The sequence below is a fragment of the Serratia sp. HRI genome, from assembly GCF_010119335.3.
GTDB classification, from domain to species: domain Bacteria; phylum Pseudomonadota; class Gammaproteobacteria; order Enterobacterales; family Enterobacteriaceae; genus Serratia; species Serratia nevei.
The window spans coordinates 5,068,104-5,085,331 of record NZ_CP083690.1; the positions used below are offsets into that span (position 1 = coordinate 5,068,104).

General features: G+C 59.7%; 18 protein-coding genes and 1 pseudogene. 10 read left to right on the forward strand and 9 right to left on the reverse strand.

What is annotated here, in order from left to right:
- Positions 1-16: 16 nt before the first annotated feature.
- The 5 genes from cmoB to GF111_RS24280 all read right to left on the reverse strand — a co-directional run bounded on the left by cmoB (position 17) and on the right by GF111_RS24280 (position 3,770).
- Positions 17-988 (reverse strand): tRNA 5-methoxyuridine(34)/uridine 5-oxyacetic acid(34) synthase CmoB, encoded by a 972-nt coding sequence (gene cmoB, locus GF111_RS24260; RefSeq protein ID WP_038877118.1) that lies wholly within the window; start codon positions 986-988, stop codon positions 17-19.
- Complete coding sequence (gene cmoA, locus GF111_RS24265; RefSeq protein ID WP_038877120.1) at positions 985-1,728, reverse strand: carboxy-S-adenosyl-L-methionine synthase CmoA; 744 nt, start codon at positions 1,726-1,728, stop codon at positions 985-987. The genes cmoB and cmoA overlap by 4 nt, the downstream gene beginning before the upstream one ends.
- Before the next feature lie 102 nt (positions 1,729-1,830).
- Positions 1,831-2,226, reverse strand: a complete 396-nt coding sequence (locus tag GF111_RS24270) for an MAPEG family protein (RefSeq protein ID WP_004932387.1) — start codon at positions 2,224-2,226, stop codon at positions 1,831-1,833.
- Positions 2,227-2,328: 102 nt separating this feature from the next.
- Positions 2,329-3,144 carry a DUF72 domain-containing protein gene (locus GF111_RS24275; protein WP_147190351.1) on the reverse strand — a complete coding sequence of 272 codons (816 nt, stop codon included), beginning with the start codon at positions 3,142-3,144 and terminating at the stop codon, positions 2,329-2,331.
- A gap of 47 nt (positions 3,145-3,191) precedes the next feature.
- Positions 3,192-3,770, reverse strand: coding sequence for a hydrolase (locus tag GF111_RS24280; protein WP_047730910.1), 579 nt, complete (start codon positions 3,768-3,770; stop codon positions 3,192-3,194).
- 254 nt (positions 3,771-4,024) lie between these two features.
- Here GF111_RS24280 and GF111_RS24285 point away from each other — a divergent pair, with 254 nt between their 5' ends.
- The 7 genes from GF111_RS24285 (at position 4,025) to ruvB (ending at position 9,615) form a co-directional block, all read left to right on the forward strand.
- On the forward strand, positions 4,025-4,216 hold the full coding sequence (locus GF111_RS24285; protein ID WP_033632845.1) for an FmdB family zinc ribbon protein: 192 nt from the start codon (positions 4,025-4,027) through the stop codon (positions 4,214-4,216).
- Between the two features lie 74 nt (positions 4,217-4,290).
- Positions 4,291-6,075, forward strand: coding sequence for an aspartate--tRNA ligase (aspS, locus tag GF111_RS24290; RefSeq protein WP_147190341.1), 1,785 nt, complete (start codon positions 4,291-4,293; stop codon positions 6,073-6,075).
- Positions 6,075-6,521, forward strand: coding sequence for a dihydroneopterin triphosphate diphosphatase (nudB, locus tag GF111_RS24295; protein WP_147190343.1), 447 nt, complete (start codon positions 6,075-6,077; stop codon positions 6,519-6,521). The genes aspS and nudB overlap by 1 nt, the downstream gene beginning before the upstream one ends.
- 20 nt (positions 6,522-6,541) lie before the next feature.
- On the forward strand, positions 6,542-7,285 hold the full coding sequence (locus GF111_RS24300; protein WP_033647638.1) for a YebC/PmpR family DNA-binding transcriptional regulator: 744 nt from the start codon (positions 6,542-6,544) through the stop codon (positions 7,283-7,285).
- Between the two features lie 57 nt (positions 7,286-7,342).
- A complete protein-coding gene (gene ruvC / locus GF111_RS24305; protein ID WP_004932367.1) occupies positions 7,343-7,864 on the forward strand; it encodes a crossover junction endodeoxyribonuclease RuvC in 522 nt (173 codons plus the stop codon).
- Positions 7,865-7,976: 112 nt separating this feature from the next.
- Entirely contained in the window at positions 7,977-8,591 is a 615-nt protein-coding gene (ruvA, locus tag GF111_RS24310) for a Holliday junction branch migration protein RuvA (protein ID WP_038877128.1), read from the forward strand.
- A 19-nt stretch (positions 8,592-8,610) separates the two neighbouring features.
- The gene (gene ruvB / locus GF111_RS24315) at positions 8,611-9,615 is read left to right on the forward strand and encodes a Holliday junction branch migration DNA helicase RuvB (RefSeq protein WP_038877130.1); all 1,005 of its coding nucleotides are present in this window, start codon (positions 8,611-8,613) and stop codon (positions 9,613-9,615) included.
- Between the two features lie 60 nt (positions 9,616-9,675).
- Here the strand turns inward: ruvB and znuB are convergent, their stop codons facing one another.
- Together znuB and znuC are read right to left on the reverse strand one after the other, a co-directional pair.
- Entirely contained in the window at positions 9,676-10,461 is a 786-nt protein-coding gene (gene znuB / locus GF111_RS24320; protein ID WP_147190345.1) for a zinc ABC transporter permease subunit ZnuB, read from the reverse strand.
- Positions 10,458-11,216, reverse strand: coding sequence for a zinc ABC transporter ATP-binding protein ZnuC (gene znuC, locus GF111_RS24325; RefSeq protein ID WP_004932357.1), 759 nt, complete (start codon positions 11,214-11,216; stop codon positions 10,458-10,460). The genes znuB and znuC overlap by 4 nt, the downstream gene beginning before the upstream one ends.
- A gap of 78 nt (positions 11,217-11,294) precedes the next feature.
- On the opposite strand from znuC, the gene znuA reads away from it, so the two are divergent.
- The 3 genes from znuA (at position 11,295) to lpxM (ending at position 14,701) form a co-directional block, all read left to right on the forward strand.
- Positions 11,295-12,239: a zinc ABC transporter substrate-binding protein ZnuA gene (gene znuA, locus GF111_RS24330; RefSeq protein ID WP_038877353.1), complete on the forward strand. Its 945-nt coding sequence runs from the start codon at positions 11,295-11,297 to the stop codon at positions 12,237-12,239.
- 21 nt (positions 12,240-12,260) lie between these two features.
- Entirely contained in the window at positions 12,261-13,583 is a 1,323-nt protein-coding gene (mepM, locus tag GF111_RS24335) for a murein DD-endopeptidase MepM (protein ID WP_038877136.1), read from the forward strand.
- A 149-nt stretch (positions 13,584-13,732) separates the two neighbouring features.
- Positions 13,733-14,701: a lauroyl-Kdo(2)-lipid IV(A) myristoyltransferase gene (lpxM, locus tag GF111_RS24340; RefSeq protein WP_015378127.1), complete on the forward strand. Its 969-nt coding sequence runs from the start codon at positions 13,733-13,735 to the stop codon at positions 14,699-14,701.
- Between the two features lie 49 nt (positions 14,702-14,750).
- Here lpxM and GF111_RS24345 read toward each other — a convergent pair.
- Positions 14,751-15,570: pseudogene (locus GF111_RS24345) on the reverse strand (leucine-rich repeat domain-containing protein).
- An 85-nt stretch (positions 15,571-15,655) separates the two neighbouring features.
- Positions 15,656-17,098 (reverse strand): pyruvate kinase, encoded by a 1,443-nt coding sequence (gene pyk, locus GF111_RS24350; protein WP_038877142.1) that lies wholly within the window; start codon positions 17,096-17,098, stop codon positions 15,656-15,658.
- Between the last annotated feature and the right edge of the window lie 130 nt (positions 17,099-17,228).

Genomic DNA, 17,228 nt, shown 5'->3' on the forward strand with positions numbered 1-17,228 from the left:
GCCCGATATGCGAACGCTAGGGTTTTTTGGCGGTCAGCACGGCGCGCAGGGGCGCCGGATAGCCTTCGATCGTTTTGCTGCGATCGTTCGGATCGAGAAATTCGGCCAGCGACTCGCTGGTCATCCAGTCGGTGCGGCGCTGCTCGTCGAGGCTGGTGACGCACATATCGGCGATCTTCACGTCGACGAAGCCGCACTTCTCCAGCCAGCATTTCAGCGCCTCGGCGGAAGGGATAAAATACACGTTGCGCATCTGCGCGTAACGATCGCCCGGCACCAGCACCTGGTGGCGATCGCCTTCCACCACCAGCGTTTCCAGCACCAGTTCACCTTCAGCCACCAGCTGATTTTTCAGCTGATAGAGATGATCGAGCGGCGAGCGGCGGTGATACAGTACCCCCATCGAGAACACGGTGTCGAATGCCGCCAAATCCGGCAGCTGCTCGATGCCGAGCGGCAGCAGGTGGGCACGCTGATCGCCGCCCAGCAGTTTGCGCACGGCTTCAAATTGACACAGGAACAGCTGCATCGGATCGATACCCACGGCGAAGTGTGCGCCGGCGCCGATCATGCGCCACAGGTGATAGCCGCTGCCACAGCCGACGTCGAGAATGGTGCGGCCGGCCAGCGGAGAAATGTGCGGCAGCACGCGATCCCATTTCCAATCGGAATGCCATTCTGTATCGATATCGATGCCATACAGCGAGAACGGCCCTTTACGCCACGGCATCAGGGTGCGCAGCATTTTCTCGATGCCCTCGAGCTGGCCCGGCGACAGGGCAGGCTCCATCTCGGCGCGTACGCCGTGCAGCAGATCGAGGCGGGTGGGGGTCAGCGTCGGCAAATGTTCGACCGAGTTGAACCACTGTTTGAATTTGCCGTGCAGCGATTCGCGTTGCCAGGCGCTGAGCTGCGCAGGCAGAGTGTCCAGCCAATGGCTGAGGGGGCTTTTGGCAATGTGCTGATAGAAGTCACCGAACTCGATCATTGCGCATCCCCCGCTTTCAGGGCGATCAGCGAACCGAAGTTGAAGCATTGGAACCACACTTCGGCATGCTCGAACCCGGCTTGATGCAGGCGCGCCTTGTGCGCCTCTACCGAGTCGGTCAGCATCACGTTTTCCAGCATGCTGCGTTTTTGGCTGATCTCCAGCTCGCTGTACCCATTGGCGCGTTTGAAATCGTGATGCATGTTGAACAGCAGTTCGCCGACTTCGGCGTCTTCAAAGCTGAACTTTTCCGACAGCACCAGTGCGCCGCCCGGGCGCAGGCCGCGATAAATTTTCTCCAGCAGGCGCAGGCGATCGGCCGGTTCGAGGAACTGCAGCGTAAAGTTCAGCACCACCATCGAGGCGTTCTCGATGTCGATGTCGCGAATGTCGGCTTCGATGACGCTGACCGGCGTCTCGGCGCGGAAGGCATCGATATGGCGGCGGCAACGTTCTACCATCGCCGGTGAATTGTCGACGGCGACAATATTGCAGCCGGGCACCTTGATATTCCGCCGCATCGACAGCGTCGCCGCGCCCAGCGAGCAGCCCAGGTCATACACCCGGCTGTCGGGTTGCACAAAGCGTTCGGCCAGCATGCCGATCATCGAGATGATGTTGGAATAGCCGGGAACGGAGCGTTGGATCATGTCCGGGAACACTTCGGCAACGCGTTCGTCGAAGGTCCAGTCGCCCAATTTGGCGATGGGGGCGGAGAAAAGGGTATCGCGGTTTGGCATAGCGGCAAATCAGTTCAGAATTCGAAGCTGCGTAGTCTAACAGAAAAGCGCAAAAAAGCGGAGCGGAAGCAGGCGGCGCGGCCGCCTGATGATAAAACGGGATCAATGCAGGCTAAAAATCAGATCCCAGGGCAGATAGAAGATATTTGCCAGAACCATCAACAGCAAAGAGATATAGGTCGCGGCCATGCCTGAACGGCGCCAGCGAACCTCGCGGTTGCGCAAACCGTAGTAATGCACCAGCCGCCCGGCCATCAGCATCAGGCCGCAGAGGTGAATCATCCAGATTTCCGCGCCGTTCATCTCCATGATCACCAGCAATACGGCAGCGATCGGAATGTATTCAACGGCGTTGCCATGCACGCGGATGGCGGTCTGCAATTCGTAGAAACCGCCGTCTCCGTAGGCTACGCGGTACTGCATCCTTAATCTGACTACGTCATAAGAGAGTTTGATCAACAACAATGCGCCGAGCACCACATAAAGCGCGCTTACCATTTTTAACTCCGTTCCCTAACCAAAACTGGCAGCCAGCATCATAGCCGTCATTGTATTCACTGTCGCGGGGAAATATTTGATGTTATTGGTCAGATTAATAGGTCAAAACAGTGCATCCTGTTCCGGCCAGTCCGGTGGCGCAGGCAAATCGGGGATCGCCAGGCGTAGCTGCTGCCAAATTTTTTGCGCCTGCTGGGGCGAATCGCCGTTGTCCGGCGTATGAATAAACAGATAAGGCTGATGCTGTTGCTGCCACAGCGGCAGTTTTTGCTGCCAGGCTTCGAACCAGCGCAGGTTGTCGGCCAGCTGATCGCCGCCGATAAAGCGCACCAGCGGCTGGTCGGCGGTGACCAGTGCATGCACCGGCAGCTTCGGTTTTTTCTGCTGCGCATCGCGCACGGCGGCGGTATGGGGGGCGGCGTGATGCACCGGGCGGCTGTCGAGGATCACCCGATTGATGCCGCGCTGGTGCAACCCCTGATTCAGCGCACGCTCTGCGTCGCCCTTGGCGAAAAACGCCGGATGACGCACTTCAACGCCGTAGGTGAATTCCTTCGGCAGGCTTTCGAAGAATTGCCACATGCGCGCCAGCTCGTCAGGGCCGAAGGCGGCGGGCAGCTGCAGCCACAGTTGGCCGATGCGCTGATGCACCGGGCTCAGGCAGTGGTAAAACGCCTGCAGCTCGGCGGCGCAGTTACGCAGGGCAGCCTTGTGGCTGATGTCCGACGGGAATTTGAAGCAGAAGCGAAAATCGTCGCCGGTCATGTCGCGCCAGCGCTGCACGATTTCCACCTTCGGCAGCGCGTAGAAGGTGGTGTTACCTTCCACGCAGTTGAAGTAGCGGCTGTAATCCGCCAAGTCACGCAGCCCGATGTGGTTCCAGGCCGCATGTTGCCACTGCGGCAATCCGATGTAGATCACGGCGTCGACTTCCTTTACTTAGATCATCAGGCTACAACTTAACGTTACCGCTCGAGCGCGGCAAGAATTTCGCCGGTGTCGCGCACCCGTGCCAGACGTGGGAAGATGTGTTCGAAAGCAAAGCGGTGCATTTCCGCGTTCTGTGCGCTGCAGACGTCTTCGGCGATCACCAGTTCATAGCCGTGTTCCCAGGCGGCGCGAGCGGTGGACTCTACGCCAATATTGGTGGAGATGCCGCCCAGCACCACGGATTTGATGCCGCGGCGGCGCAGCTGTAAATCCAGATCGGTGCCGTAGAAGGCGCCCCATTGGCGTTTGGTGACCAGAATATCGCTGTCATTGACCGCCAGCGGTGCGGGGAACTCCCACCAACTGGCCGGCAAGCCGCCGGTGGGCGCGGGAGCCGGTTTGTCCACCGGCTGTTTCAGCGCTTCGGCGAAGGTGTCGGACCAGCCGACGCGCACCAGCAGCACCGGCGCGCCCAGCAGACGAAAACGCGCGGCCAGCAGGGCGGCGTTCGCCACCACCTGGTCGGCGCTGTGCGGGCCGCCGGCGTAGGGCAGAATGCCGTTTTGCAAATCGATCAGCACCAGGGCGGTGGTTTGGGCGTCAAGTTTCAGCATGGATTTCATCTCGTTGCGAAGTGGATAAAAGATGTTCGGCGCGCCAGGCGAGCAGCGTACGGCGCAAAACCGGGGGAGAATCAGGCTACGTGAAAAAACTGTCGCAGGTTAATGGGAAATTTGTTAATCGATGTGTTGATTCGAACAAAAACGCGCCATTTAGTGCAGTAACAATGCTGTGTTCGCACTTATCGGGCGGATGAATTTCCTTTATAATGACTCCCTTTTTTCAACACTCTTTAATCCAACGACCTATGCCGATTTATGAATATGCATGTGGTGCTTGCAACCATCGGTTAGAGAAATTGCAAAAATTTTCCGATGCGCCGCTGGCAGACTGCCCGGCGTGTGGGCAGCCCGCGTTGACCAAGTTGATCTCGTCCTCCGGTTTCCAGCTTAAGGGTACCGGCTGGTATGCGACGGATTTTAAACCGGGTAACAAGTAGAATTTATCAGATAACAGCCGCGCGACAGGGGCGCAGTAGCCCGGCGCGGCATCGGCTGTGTAAAAGGATAGCGTATGCGTACTGAATATTGCGGGCAGTTGAATCTGTCCCACGTGGGCCAGGAAGTCACTCTGTGTGGTTGGGTCAATCGTCGTCGCGATCTCGGCGGCCTGATCTTTATTGATATGCGCGACCGCGAAGGCATCGTGCAGGTGTTCTTCGATCCGGACCAGAAAGTGGCGTTCGACAAGGCCTACGACCTGCGCAATGAGTTCTGCATCCAGATCGTCGGCACCGTGCGTGCGCGTCCGGACAGCCAGATCAATAAAGATATGGCCACCGGCGAAGTGGAAGTGTTCGCCCACGCGCTGGAAATCATCAACCGCTCCGAGCCGCTGCCGCTGGACTCCAACCAGGTCAACAGCGAAGAAGCGCGCCTGAAATACCGCTACCTGGATCTGCGTCGCCCGGAAATGGCCGAGCGTCTGAAGACCCGCGCCAAAATCACCAGCTTCGTTCGCCGCTTCATGGACAGCCACGGCTTCCTCGATATCGAAACGCCGATGCTGACCAAGGCGACGCCGGAAGGCGCCCGCGATTACCTGGTGCCGAGCCGCGTGCACAAGGGCAAATTCTACGCGCTGCCGCAGTCCCCGCAGCTGTTCAAACAGCTGCTGATGATGTCCGGCTTCGATCGTTACTACCAGATCGTCAAATGCTTCCGTGACGAAGATCTGCGTGCGGACCGTCAGCCTGAATTCACCCAGATCGACGTCGAAACCTCCTTCATGACCGCCGATCAGGTGCGTGAAGTGATGGAGAAACTGGCGCGCGAACTGTGGCTGGACGTGAAGGGCGTGGATCTGGGCGATTTCCCGGTCATGACTTTCGCCGAAGCGATGCGTCGCTTTGGCTCCGACAAGCCGGACCTGCGTAACCCGCTGGAGCTGGTGGACGTGGCTGACCTGGTCAAAGACGTCGAGTTTAAAGTCTTCTCCGGCCCGGCCAACGACGCTAAAGGCCGCGTGGCGGCGATCCGCGTACCGGGCGGCGCACAGCTGACCCGCAAGCAGATCGACGAGTACGGCGCTTTCGTCAACATCTACGGCGCCAAAGGCCTGGCGTGGCTGAAAGTCAACGACCGCGCCGCCGGCATGGAAGGCGTGCAGAGCCCGATCGCCAAATTCCTCAGCGCGGACGTGCTGGAAGCGATCCTGGCGCGCACCGATGCGCAGACCGGCGATATCCTGTTCTTCGGCGCCGACAGCTTCAAGATTGTCACCGATGCGATGGGCGCGCTGCGTCTGAAGCTGGGTCGCGATCTGGCGCTGACGCAACTCGACAGCTGGGCACCGCTGTGGGTGGTTGACTTCCCGATGTTCGAAGAAGGCGAAGAGGGCGGCCTGGCGGCCATGCACCACCCGTTCACCTCGCCGCGCGACATGAGCCCGGAAGAGCTGGCGGCAGCGCCGGTCAACGCCATCGCCAACGCCTATGACATGGTGATCAACGGTTACGAAGTGGGCGGCGGTTCGGTGCGTATCCACCGCAGCGAAATGCAGCAGACGGTGTTCAGCATTCTGGGCATTAACGAACACGAACAGCGCGAGAAGTTCGGCTTCCTGCTGGACGCGTTGAAGTACGGTACGCCGCCGCACGCCGGCCTGGCTTTCGGCCTGGATCGTCTGGTGATGCTGTTGACCGGCACCGACAACATCCGCGACGTCATCGCCTTCCCGAAAACCACCGCGGCGGCCTGTCTGATGACCGACGCACCGAGCTTCGCCAACCCGGCGTCGCTGCAGGAGCTGGCTATCAGCGTGGTAAAGAAAGCCGGTGCGGAACAAGAGAGCGAGTGATGAGTTACAAGCGCCCTGAATCTATCCTGGTAGTGATTTACGCGAAATCCAGTGGTCGGGTGCTGATGTTACAGCGGCGCGACGATACCGAGTTCTGGCAGTCGGTCACCGGCAGCCTGGAACAGGATGAGTCGCCGCCGCATGCCGCGCAGCGTGAAGTCATGGAAGAAGTCGGCATCGATATCGAAGCAGAGCACCTGCCGTTGTTCGATTGCCAGCGCTGCGTGGAGTTTGAACTCTTTGTCCATTTGCGACATCGCTATGCGCCGGGAACCACGTGCAATAAAGAGCATTGGTTCTGTCTGGCGTTGCCCGAGGAGCGCGATCCGGTGATTACCGAACATCACGCTTACCAATGGCTTGAGGCGGCCGAGGCCGTGAAGTTAACCAAGTCATGGAGCAATCAGCAGGCGATTGAAGAGTTCGTGATCAATTCAGTCCAGTAGTTTTTTTCGGAGATTTTTTTATGGCAGGTCATAGTAAGTGGGCCAACACAAAGCACCGTAAAGCGGCGCAGGACGCCAAGCGCGGTAAAATTTTCACCAAGATTATTCGTGAGCTGGTCACGGCCGCCAAGCTGGGCGGCGGCGATCCGGATTCCAACCCGCGTCTGCGCGCGGCGATGGACAAGGCGCTGTCGAACAACATGACGCGCGACACCATGAACCGTGCCATCGCGCGCGGGGTGGGCGGCGATGATGATACCAATATGGAAACCATCATCTATGAAGGTTACGGTCCTGGCGGCACCGCCGTCATGATCGAATGCCTGAGCGACAACCGCAATCGCACCGTGGCGGAAGTGCGCCACGCCTTCACCAAATGCGGCGGCAACCTCGGCACCGACGGTTCCGTGGCTTACTTGTTCACCAAGAAGGGCGTGATCACCTACGCACCGGGCCTGGATGAAGACACCGTGATGGAAGCGGCGCTGGAAGCCGGTGCGGAAGACATCGTGACCTATGACGATGGCGCCATCGACGTGTTCACCGCCTGGGAAAGCCTGGGCGCGGTGAAAGACGCGCTGACCGCGGCGGGCTTCGAAGCCGAAGCGGCGGAAGTGTCGATGATCCCATCGACCAAGGCCGACATGGACGCGGAAACCGCGCCTAAGCTGTTGCGCCTGATCGATATGCTGGAAGACTGCGACGACGTGCAGGAAGTTTACCATAACGGTGAAATCTCCGACGAAGTGGCGGCGACGCTGTAATCCGGTAAAACGGGCGCCGCCGTTCGGCGGCGCCGTGCATGCAAGGTGGATGTAGATATGGCGATCATACTCGGTATCGATCCCGGCTCACGCGTCACCGGCTATGGCCTTATCCGCCAGCAGGGGCGTCAGTTGAGCTATATCGCCAGCGGCTGCATTCGCACGGTGGTGGACGACATGCCGACGCGGCTGAAGCTGATTTACGCCGGCGTCAGTGAGATCATCACCCAGTTTCAGCCCGATTTCTTCGCCATCGAACAGGTGTTTATGGCCAAGAACCCGGATTCGGCGCTCAAGCTCGGCCAGGCGCGCGGCGTCGCGATCGTGGCGGCGGTGAATCAGAATCTGGAAGTGTTCGAGTATGCGGCGCGGCAGGTCAAACAGACCGTGGTCGGCACCGGCGCGGCCGAAAAGGCGCAGGTACAGCACATGGTGCGCTCGCTGCTCAAACTCTCGGCCAACCCGCAGGCGGACGCCGCCGATGCCCTGGCCATCGCCATCACCCACTGCCACCTCAGCCAGAACGTGCTGCGGATGAGCGAAGGGCGGTTGAACCTGGCGCGCGGGCGTTTGCGCTGACGCAAAGCGATGATTGCTCAGGCTGGATATTCATCCAGCCTTTTTTATGTTATAAGCTTTACCAGCAACGGCATGGCAGGGCGCCATGCCCGGTCATTCTGCAGGAGGGTAAATGATAGGTCGTCTCAGAGGAAATATTCTGGAAAAGCAGCCGCCGCTGGTGTTACTGGAGGCGAACGGCGTGGGCTATGAGGTACACATGCCGATGACCTGCTTTTACGAGCTGCCGGAACTGGGGCAAGAGGCCATCGTGTTTACCCACTTCGTGGTGCGTGAAGACGCGCAGCTGCTGTACGGTTTCAACGACAAGCAGGAGCGCGCGCTGTTCCGCGAGCTGATCAAGGTCAACGGCGTCGGGCCTAAGCTGGCGCTGGCGATCCTGTCGGGCATGTCCGCGCAGCAGTTCGTCAGCGCGGTAGAGCGCGAAGAGATCACTGCACTGGTCAAGCTGCCGGGCGTGGGCAAAAAAACCGCCGAGCGCCTGGTGGTCGAGATGAAAGACCGTTTCAAAGGGCTTAACGGCGACCTGTTCAACAGCAGCAGCGAGATCAGCCTGCCGTCCGCCGCCGACAAAGCGCCGGATGTGGACGCGGAAGCCGAGGCCGTTTCGGCGCTGGTGGCGCTGGGCTATAAGCCGCAGGAAGCCAGCCGCATGGTCAGCAAGATTGCCAAGCCGGGCGCCGACTGCGAAACCCTGATCCGCGACGCGCTGCGCGCCGCCCTGTAAGGCCGAAAAGGGGTAGATAATGATTGAAGCCGATCGCCTGATTTCCGCCGAACCGATCAACGAAGAAGAGATCCTCGATCGCGCCATTCGTCCCAAGCTGCTGACCGAATACGTCGGCCAGCCGCACGTGCGCGAGCAGATGGAGATCTTCATTCAGGCGGCCAAGCAGCGCGGCGACGCGCTCGACCATTTACTGATCTTTGGCCCGCCAGGGTTGGGGAAAACCACCCTGGCCAACATCGTGGCCAACGAAATGGGCGTGAATTTGCGCACCACTTCCGGCCCGGTGCTGGAGAAGGCGGGCGATTTGGCGGCGATGCTGACCAACCTCGAACCGCATGACGTCTTGTTCATCGACGAAATCCACCGTTTGTCACCGGTGGTGGAAGAAGTGCTGTATCCGGCGATGGAAGACTACCAGCTGGATATCATGATCGGTGAAGGGCCGGCGGCGCGTTCGATTAAGCTCGATCTGCCGCCGTTCACGCTGGTGGGCGCTACCACCCGCGCCGGCTCGCTGACCTCGCCGCTGCGCGATCGCTTCGGCATTGTCCAGCGGCTGGAGTTTTATCAGGTGGCGGATTTGCAGCACATCGTCTCGCGCAGCGCCGGGTGCCTGGGGTTGGAACTGTCCGACGAGGGGGCCCATGAAGTGGCGCGCCGGGCGCGGGGGACGCCACGTATTGCCAACCGTCTGTTGCGCCGGGTGCGCGACTTCGCCGAAGTGCGCGCCAACGGGGTGATCAGCGGTTCGGTGGCGGCGCAGGCGCTCGATATGCTCAACGTCGATGCCGAAGGCTTCGACTATATGGATCGCAAACTGCTGCTGGCGATTATCGACAAGTTTACCGGCGGCCCGGTCGGGCTGGACAACCTGGCGGCGGCGATCGGCGAAGAGCGCGAAACCATCGAGGACGTGATCGAGCCGTTCCTGATCCAGCAGGGCTTTATCCAGCGCACGCCGCGCGGCCGCTTGGCGACGCAGCATGCCTACCGGCACTTCGGGCTCGAGCGCGAAGCATAAGTTTTCCACCCGTCATAAAAAAGGGCCGCATCTGCGGCCCTTGTCATATCCCGGTTTTAATCAGGCCTGCTGTTTTTTGAACAGGCTCAGCGTGAACAGCACGGCTGCGCAGAGCACCACCGAAGGGCCGGCCGGCGTATCGTAAAACGCCGAGAAGGTTAGGCCGCCGGTGACGGCCACTATACCGAGCAGCACCGCGACGCCGGCCATCTGTTCCGGCGTGCGCGCGAAGCGGCGAGCGGTGGCGGCCGGAATGATCAGCAGTGAGGTGATGATCAGCGCACCGACGAATTTCATCGCCAGACCGATGGTCAAGGCGGTGACCAGCATCAACACGGTGCGTGCGCGCACCAGGTTAACGCCGTCGACGTGCGCCAGCTCCGGGCTGATGGTCATCGACAGCAGATCGCGCCACTGCCACCACAGCACCAGCAGCACCACGGCGACGCCGCCGGCGATCATCAGGATATCGCTCAGCGTGACCGACAGCAGATCGCCGAACAGGTAGGCCATCAGATCGACCCGCACGTTAGACATCAACGCCACCACCACCAGCCCGAGCGACAGGGCGCTGTGGGCCAGAATGCCGAGCAGGGTATCCACTGAAAGCTGCGGGCGGCGTTCCAGCCACACCAGGGCCAAAGCCAGCAGCAGCGTAATGGCGATCACCGCATAGAAGGGATTGATGTCCAGCAGCAGGCCAAAGGCGACGCCCAGCAGCGAGGCGTGCGCCAGGGTATCGCCAAAGTAGGACATGCGGCGCCAGACCACGAAGGAACCCAGCGGCCCGGCGGCGCCAGCCAACAGCACGCCGGCCAGCCAGCCGGGAAGTAACAGTTCAATCATGCTTCGCGGCTCCCGGTTTTCTTCAAAACAATTCTTCCCTGCAGATCGTGACGGTGGTTGTGATGGTGGCGATACACCGCCAGTTGCTCTGCGCCGCGGTTGCCGAACATGGCGATGAATTCGGGATGCATCGACACCACCTCCGGTGCCCCGGAGCAGCAGATGTGCTGATTAAGGCACAAGACCTCGTCGGTTTTCGCCATCACCAGATGCAGATCGTGCGAGACCATCAGCACGGCGCAGCCCAGCTCTTTACGCAGCTGATCGATGAGATCGTACAGCGCCAGCTGGCCGTTGACGTCCACCCCTTGCGTGGGTTCGTCCAGCACCAGCAGCTGCGGTTTGTTCAGCAGCGCTCGCGCCAGCAGCACGCGTTGGTTTTCTCCCCCGGAGAGCTTTTGCATCGGCTGGTCGAGCAGGTGAGCGGCGTGCACGCGCTTGAGCGCCGGCAAAATGTCGGCTTTCTTTACGCCGGGCTTGAGACGCATAAAGCGGCTGACGGTCAGCGGCAGGGTGGCGTCGAGGTGCAGCTTTTGCGGCACGTAGCCAATGCGCAGATCGGGCTCACGCTCCAGCGTGCCGGCGGTCGGTTTGACCAATCCCAGCACCACGCGCACCAGCGTAGACTTGCCCGCGCCGTTCGGACCCAGCAGCGTGAGAATACGGCCGGGTTGCAGGCTGAGGGAAATGTTCGACAGCACCTTGCGGCTGCCGAAGGCGACGGAGATATTTTTTAGCGTTATCAGTGTAGACATCTCGAGATTACAGGTTGCAGAACGAAGCGAATGTTATAATATCACGCCTTGTTGATGAAAACGATGGGATTACTGATGATGGCAAAGAAAAATAAATGGCTGCAGCGCACGCTGCTGGCCAGCGCACTGTTGATGGCCGGCCCGCTGAGCAGCGCTTCCGCTGCGGTGGTGACCTCGATTCGTCCGCTAGGCTTTATCGCATCGGCCATCGCCGACGGCGTGACGCCGACCGAGGTGTTGCTGCCGGACGGCGCTTCACCGCACGATTTTGCGCTGCGTCCTTCCGATATTCAGCGTTTGCGCTCTGCGGACCTGGTGCTGTGGGTCGGGCCGGATATGGAGGCGTTCCTGAACAAGGCGCTGGTGCCGATCTCGGCAACCCGCAAGCTGGCCATCAGCGAACTGCCGGCGGTGAAGCCGTTGCTGATGAAAGGCGAAGATGACGACGATCATGAACATGCAGGCGAAGCGCATAACCATGCCGATGACGATCATGGGCATCATCACGGCGAGTACAATATGCACGTTTGGCTGTCGCCGGAGATAGCAAAAGTGACCGCGATCGCGATTCACGACAGATTGTTGGAACTTATGCCGCAAAATAAGGACAAATTAGACGCAAACCTGCGCCAGTTCGAGAATCTGCTGACGCAAACTGACAAAAATGTTGGTAACATGCTTACGCCTGTGCAAGGTAAGGGTTATTTTGTTTTTCATGATGCTTACGGCTACTTTGAGAAACACTACGGTTTGAGTCCGCTGGGCCATTTCACCGTCAATCCCGAAATTCAGCCTGGAGCACAGCGCCTACACCAAATTCGAACACAGTTGGTTGAGCAGAAAGCGGTATGCGTTTTTGCTGAGCCACAATTCAGGCCGGCCGTAATCAATGCCGTCGCCAAGGGTACCAAAGTGCGTTCCGGAACGCTGGACCCGCTGGGCATCGGCATCGCGCTGGGGAAGGACAGCTACGGGAAATTCCTGACTCAGCTGTCAAACCAGTACGTGAGCTGCCTGAAGTAAAGCTTATGAGGATATTATCGAGTGCAGCAGATAGTCCGAACTATCGCTCTGGCGTATAACAACCTGCCACGGCCCCACCGCGTCATGCTGGGGTCGCTGACAGTCGTCACATTGGCCGTCGCTGTTTGGCGGCCTTTTGTTTACCACCCAGAACACAACCCCATTGCCAAGAGCGTCGAGTTAGAATCCAGCCAGATGCGGTCATTGCTCCCCGAAGCCAGTGAACCGATTGATGCCGACCAACCCACCCCCGATGACGAAATCCCGCAGGATGAGCTGGATCAAAAAGATGCCGGCGACGATGGCGTGCATGAATATGTGGTTTCCACCGGCGACACCCTCGGCAGCATTCTGACGCAGTACGGCATCGATATGTCGGATGTCACCTTGCTGGCTTCGCAAAACCGCGATCTGCGTAATCTGAAGATCGGCCAACAGCTGTCGTGGACCGTCAATGATGCGGGCGATCTGCAGCAGTTGACCTGGGAAGTTTCCCGCCGCGAAACCCGCACCTATGACCGCGTCGGCAATAGCTTCAAAGAGTCGAAAGAGGCGCAGCAGGGGGAATGGCGCAACAACGTGATCAGCGGCCGGGTTAACGGCAGCTTCGTCAGCAGCGCCGGCGACGCCGGGCTGAGCCGTAACGAAATCAATGCGGTGATCAAGGCGCTGCAGTGGCAGCTCGATTTCCGCAAGCTGCGCAAAGGCGACCAGTTCTCCGTGCTGATGTCGCGCGAGCATTTCGACGGTAAAAAATCGCAAAGCCAGCTGTTGGGCGTGCGTCTGCGCACCGGCGGCAAAGATTACTATGCGATCCGCGCCGAAGACGGCAAATTCTACGATCGCCAGGGCTCTGGCCTGGCGCGCGGCTTCATGCGTTTCCCGACCATGAAACAGTTCCGCATCTCCTCCAACTTTAACCCGCGTCGCGTGAACCCGGTGACCGGCCGCGTGGCGCCGCACAAGGGCGTCGATTTCGCCATGCCGGTCGGCACGCCGGTGTTGGCGGTCGGTGACGGTGAGGTGGTGATCGCCAAACGCAGCGGCGCGGCGGGCAACTATGTGGCGATCCGTCACGGTCGCCAGTACACCACGCGCTATATGCACCTGAAAAAACTGCTGGTGAAACCGGGCCAGAAGGTGAAACGCGGCGATCGCATTGCGCTTTCAGGCAACACCGGGCGTTCCACCGGGCCGCACCTGCACTTTGAACTGTGGACCGGCCAACAGGCGGTGAACCCGCTGACGGCCAAGCTGCCGCGTTCCGAAGGGCTGAGCGGCAAAGACCGCAGCGATTATCTGGCGCAGGTGAAGGAAGTGGTTCCTCAGCTGCAGCTGGATTAATACCCCCTTTTTCCGGCGCTTCGGCGCCGTCAATTTCATCGGCCTGATTGCGGGCCGATGCTGTTTTATCTGGGCGGTTCGCGGTTGTTAATTGCAAAATCGGTGATGGCAATTATGATTAGCCGAATCGCTAAGCGAAGAGCATGTGCATGCAAAACGAGAAGAAATCGAACGTAGAGTTCATCCCGCAGTTTCAGAAAGCCTTTTTATATCCGCGCTACTGGGGCGTGTGGTTGGGAACCGGCCTGATGGCCGGCATTTCGCTGGTACCTGCGCGCCTACGCGATCCGGTGCTGGGGGCGGTCGGCAAACTGGCCGGCAAGCTGGCGAAGGGCGCACGCCGTCGTGCCCGCATCAACTTGCTTTATTGCTTGCCGGAGCTGCCGGAAAGCGAACGCGAGCACATCATCGACCAGATGTTTGCCTGCGCGCCGCAGTCGATGGTGCTGATGGCGGAACTGGCCTGCACCAAGCCCGAGAAAGTGCTCAAGCGCGTGCGTTGGCACGGTGAAGAGGTGTTGGACAAGATCCGGGCGGAAGGGCGCAACGTCATTTTCCTGGTGCCACACGGCTGGGCGGTGGATGTGCCGGCGATGCTGATGGCCGCGCGCGGCCAACCGATGGCCGCGATGTTCCACAATCAGCGTAATCAGCTGATCGACTACCTGTGGAATGCCGTGCGGCGTAAATTCGGCGGCCGCATGCACGCGCGGAACGACGGCATCAAACCGTTTATCAGTTCGGTACGGCAGGGGTATTGGGGCTACTATCTGCCCGATCAGGATCACGGCGCCGAGCACAGCGAGTTCGTCGATTTCTTCGCGACCTATAAGGCGACGCTGCCGGCGGTAGGCCGGTTGATGAAAGTGTGTCGTGCGGCGATCGTGCCTTTATTCCCGGTTTACGACGGCAAAACCAGCATGTTGGACATTTATATCCGCGAGCCGATGGATGACCTGGCCGAAGCCGACGATCCGCGCATTGCCCGCCGCATGAACGAAGAGGTGGAAAATCTGGTGGGCCCGAACCCGGAGCAGTACACCTGGATCCTCAAACTGCTGAAGACGCGCAAGGAAGGGGAGATTGAACCTTACTCGCGCGACGATCTGTATCGTTAATCCTGTCTCCCGCTAACGCCGGCCGGGCCACAACCCGGCCGGCGTCTCTTCAGATGTGCACCATACAGCCGCGAGCCCGCAGGATGTCGACGACTTTAGGCGTGCGGCAGGTCGCTCAGGCGGTTGGCGCGCAGGTCCAGACTTCTCAGCGCCGTCAGCTCGCCGATATTTTCCGGCAGACGCGACAGCTGATTGAAACGCAGGTTCAGCTCGCTCAACCGCGGCAGCCGGCAGAAGGCCTGCGGCAGCTCGGCGATGGCATTGTTAGCCGCGTCGAGTATCTCCAGCTCACCGAGCTGAGCCATTTCCGCCGGCAGCGAAGTCAGGGCATTTTTCATGATATGCAGTTCGCGCAGCGCGCGAAGTTGCCCGATTTCGGCGGGCAGGCTGCCGATGCGGTTGTTGTATAAACGCAGCTCCTGCAATGCAACAAGCCTCGGTATTGCCTGTGGTAAAGCGGTTAAATGGTTGTCGGTCGCGTTGAGGTAAACCAACTGCTGCAGCTGCGCCAGCGAGCGCGGCAGCTCGCTAAAGCCGTTATCGCTCAGATAGAGGTATTTCAACCGATGCAGCTGCCCCAGTTCTTCGGGGAGTTCGCTTGCGCGATTGTGGCCAAAGTCGAACATCTCGAGCTGTTGCAACTGGCCAATCTCCGGCGGCAGGCGGTCGAGCTGATTACAGGAGATATTCAGCACCCGCAGATTTCGGTGCCGGAAGATCGGGGTGGGGAAGGCCGTCAGCAGATTGTCGTACAGGCTAATCTTGCGCAGCGCGTGGCCGGCTAACGGCGACTCGTCGAGCTGCGTCAGGCCGTGGCCGTCGAGATCGAGCTCATCACCGCTCGCTGTGGGAGTGTGTTGGTGGAGCATGGCGTTCTCCGTCTTTTATGGCGGTGTCAGGGCAAAAAAAATGCCGGCCAACGTGAGCCGGCCGGCATTTCGTCTGCGGCGTGGATTATTCGACGCGCAGGATACGGCTGGTATTGGTGGTGCCGACGGTTTCCATCACGTCGCCCTGGGTGACGATCACCAGATCGCCGGAGACCAGGAAGCCTTTGTCGCGCAGGCGATTGACGGCTTCATTGGCGGCGATCACGCCGTCTTTGTGGCTGTCGAAATACACCGGCGTCACGCCGCGATACAGCGCGGTCAGGTTCAGCGTGTGCTCATGACGCGACATGGCGAAGATCGGCAGGCCGGAGCTGATACGCGACATCATCAGCGCGGTACGGCCGGACTCTGTCATGGCGATCAGTGCGGTAACGCCTTTCAGGTGGTTGGCGGCATACATCGAAGACATGGCAATCGCTTCTTCGATGTTGTCGAACTGCACGTCCAGGCGGTGTTTGGAGACGTTGATACTTGGGATCTTCTCGGCGCCCAGACAAACGCGCGCCATCGCCGCCACGGTTTCCGCCGGGTATTGGCCGGCGGCGGTTTCCGCCGACAGCATAACGGCGTCGGTGCCGTCCAGCACGGCGTTGGCCACGTCCATGACTTCGGCGCGGGTCGGCATCGGGTTGGTGATCATCGACTCCATCATCTGGGTCGCGGTGATCACCGCGCGGTTCAGGGTACGGGCGCGGCGGATCAGTTTCTTCTGAATGCCGACCAGTTCCGGATCGCCGATTTCGACGCCGAGGTCGCCACGGGCAACCATGACCACGTCGGAGGCCAGAATAATGTCGTCCATCGCTTCGTCGCTGCAGACCGCTTCGGCGCGCTCAACCTTGGACACGATCTTGGCATTGCAGCCGGCGTCGCGCGCCAGGCGGCGAGCATAGTTCAGGTCTTCACCGGTACGCGGGAAGGAGACCGCCAGGTAGTCGACGCCAATCTTGGCGGCGGTCACGATGTCCGCCTTGTCTTTTTCGGTCAGCGCTTCGGCCGACAGGCCACCGCCGAGCTTGTTGATGCCCTTGTTGTTGGACAGCGGGCCGCCGACGGTCACTTCGGTAAACACTTTCATGCCCTGAACTTCGAGCACTTTCAGCTGAACGCGGCCGTCGTCGAGCAGCAGGACATCGCCCGGTACTACGTCGGCAGGCAGGCCTTTGTAGTCGATACCGACTTTTTCTTTATCGCCTTCGCCTTTTGACAGGTTGGCGTCCAGCAGGAATTTATCGCCCACGTTGAGGAAAATTTTGCCTTCCTTGAAGGTGGACACGCGGATTTTCGGCCCTTGCAGATCGCCGAGGATAGCGACGTGACGTCCCAGTTTGGCGGCGATTTCACGCACTTTGTCAGCGCGAACCTGGTGGTCTTCCGGGCTGCCGTGGGAGAAGTTAAGCCGAACTACGTTGGCGCCGGCGGCAATGATCTTTTCCAGATTATTGTCGCGGTCTGTAGCCGGACCCAGGGTGGTAACGATTTTGGTTCTTCTGAGCCGTCTGGACATGTATTACTCCGTTGACTGGTGAAGCAAATATTGGTGTTGCGATAAACGTCGGATAACGAAACCAGGCGTGAAATGTAATTTTACAACACTGATATTTCACCCGGGTTACCCGCATGAGCATATTAACAGG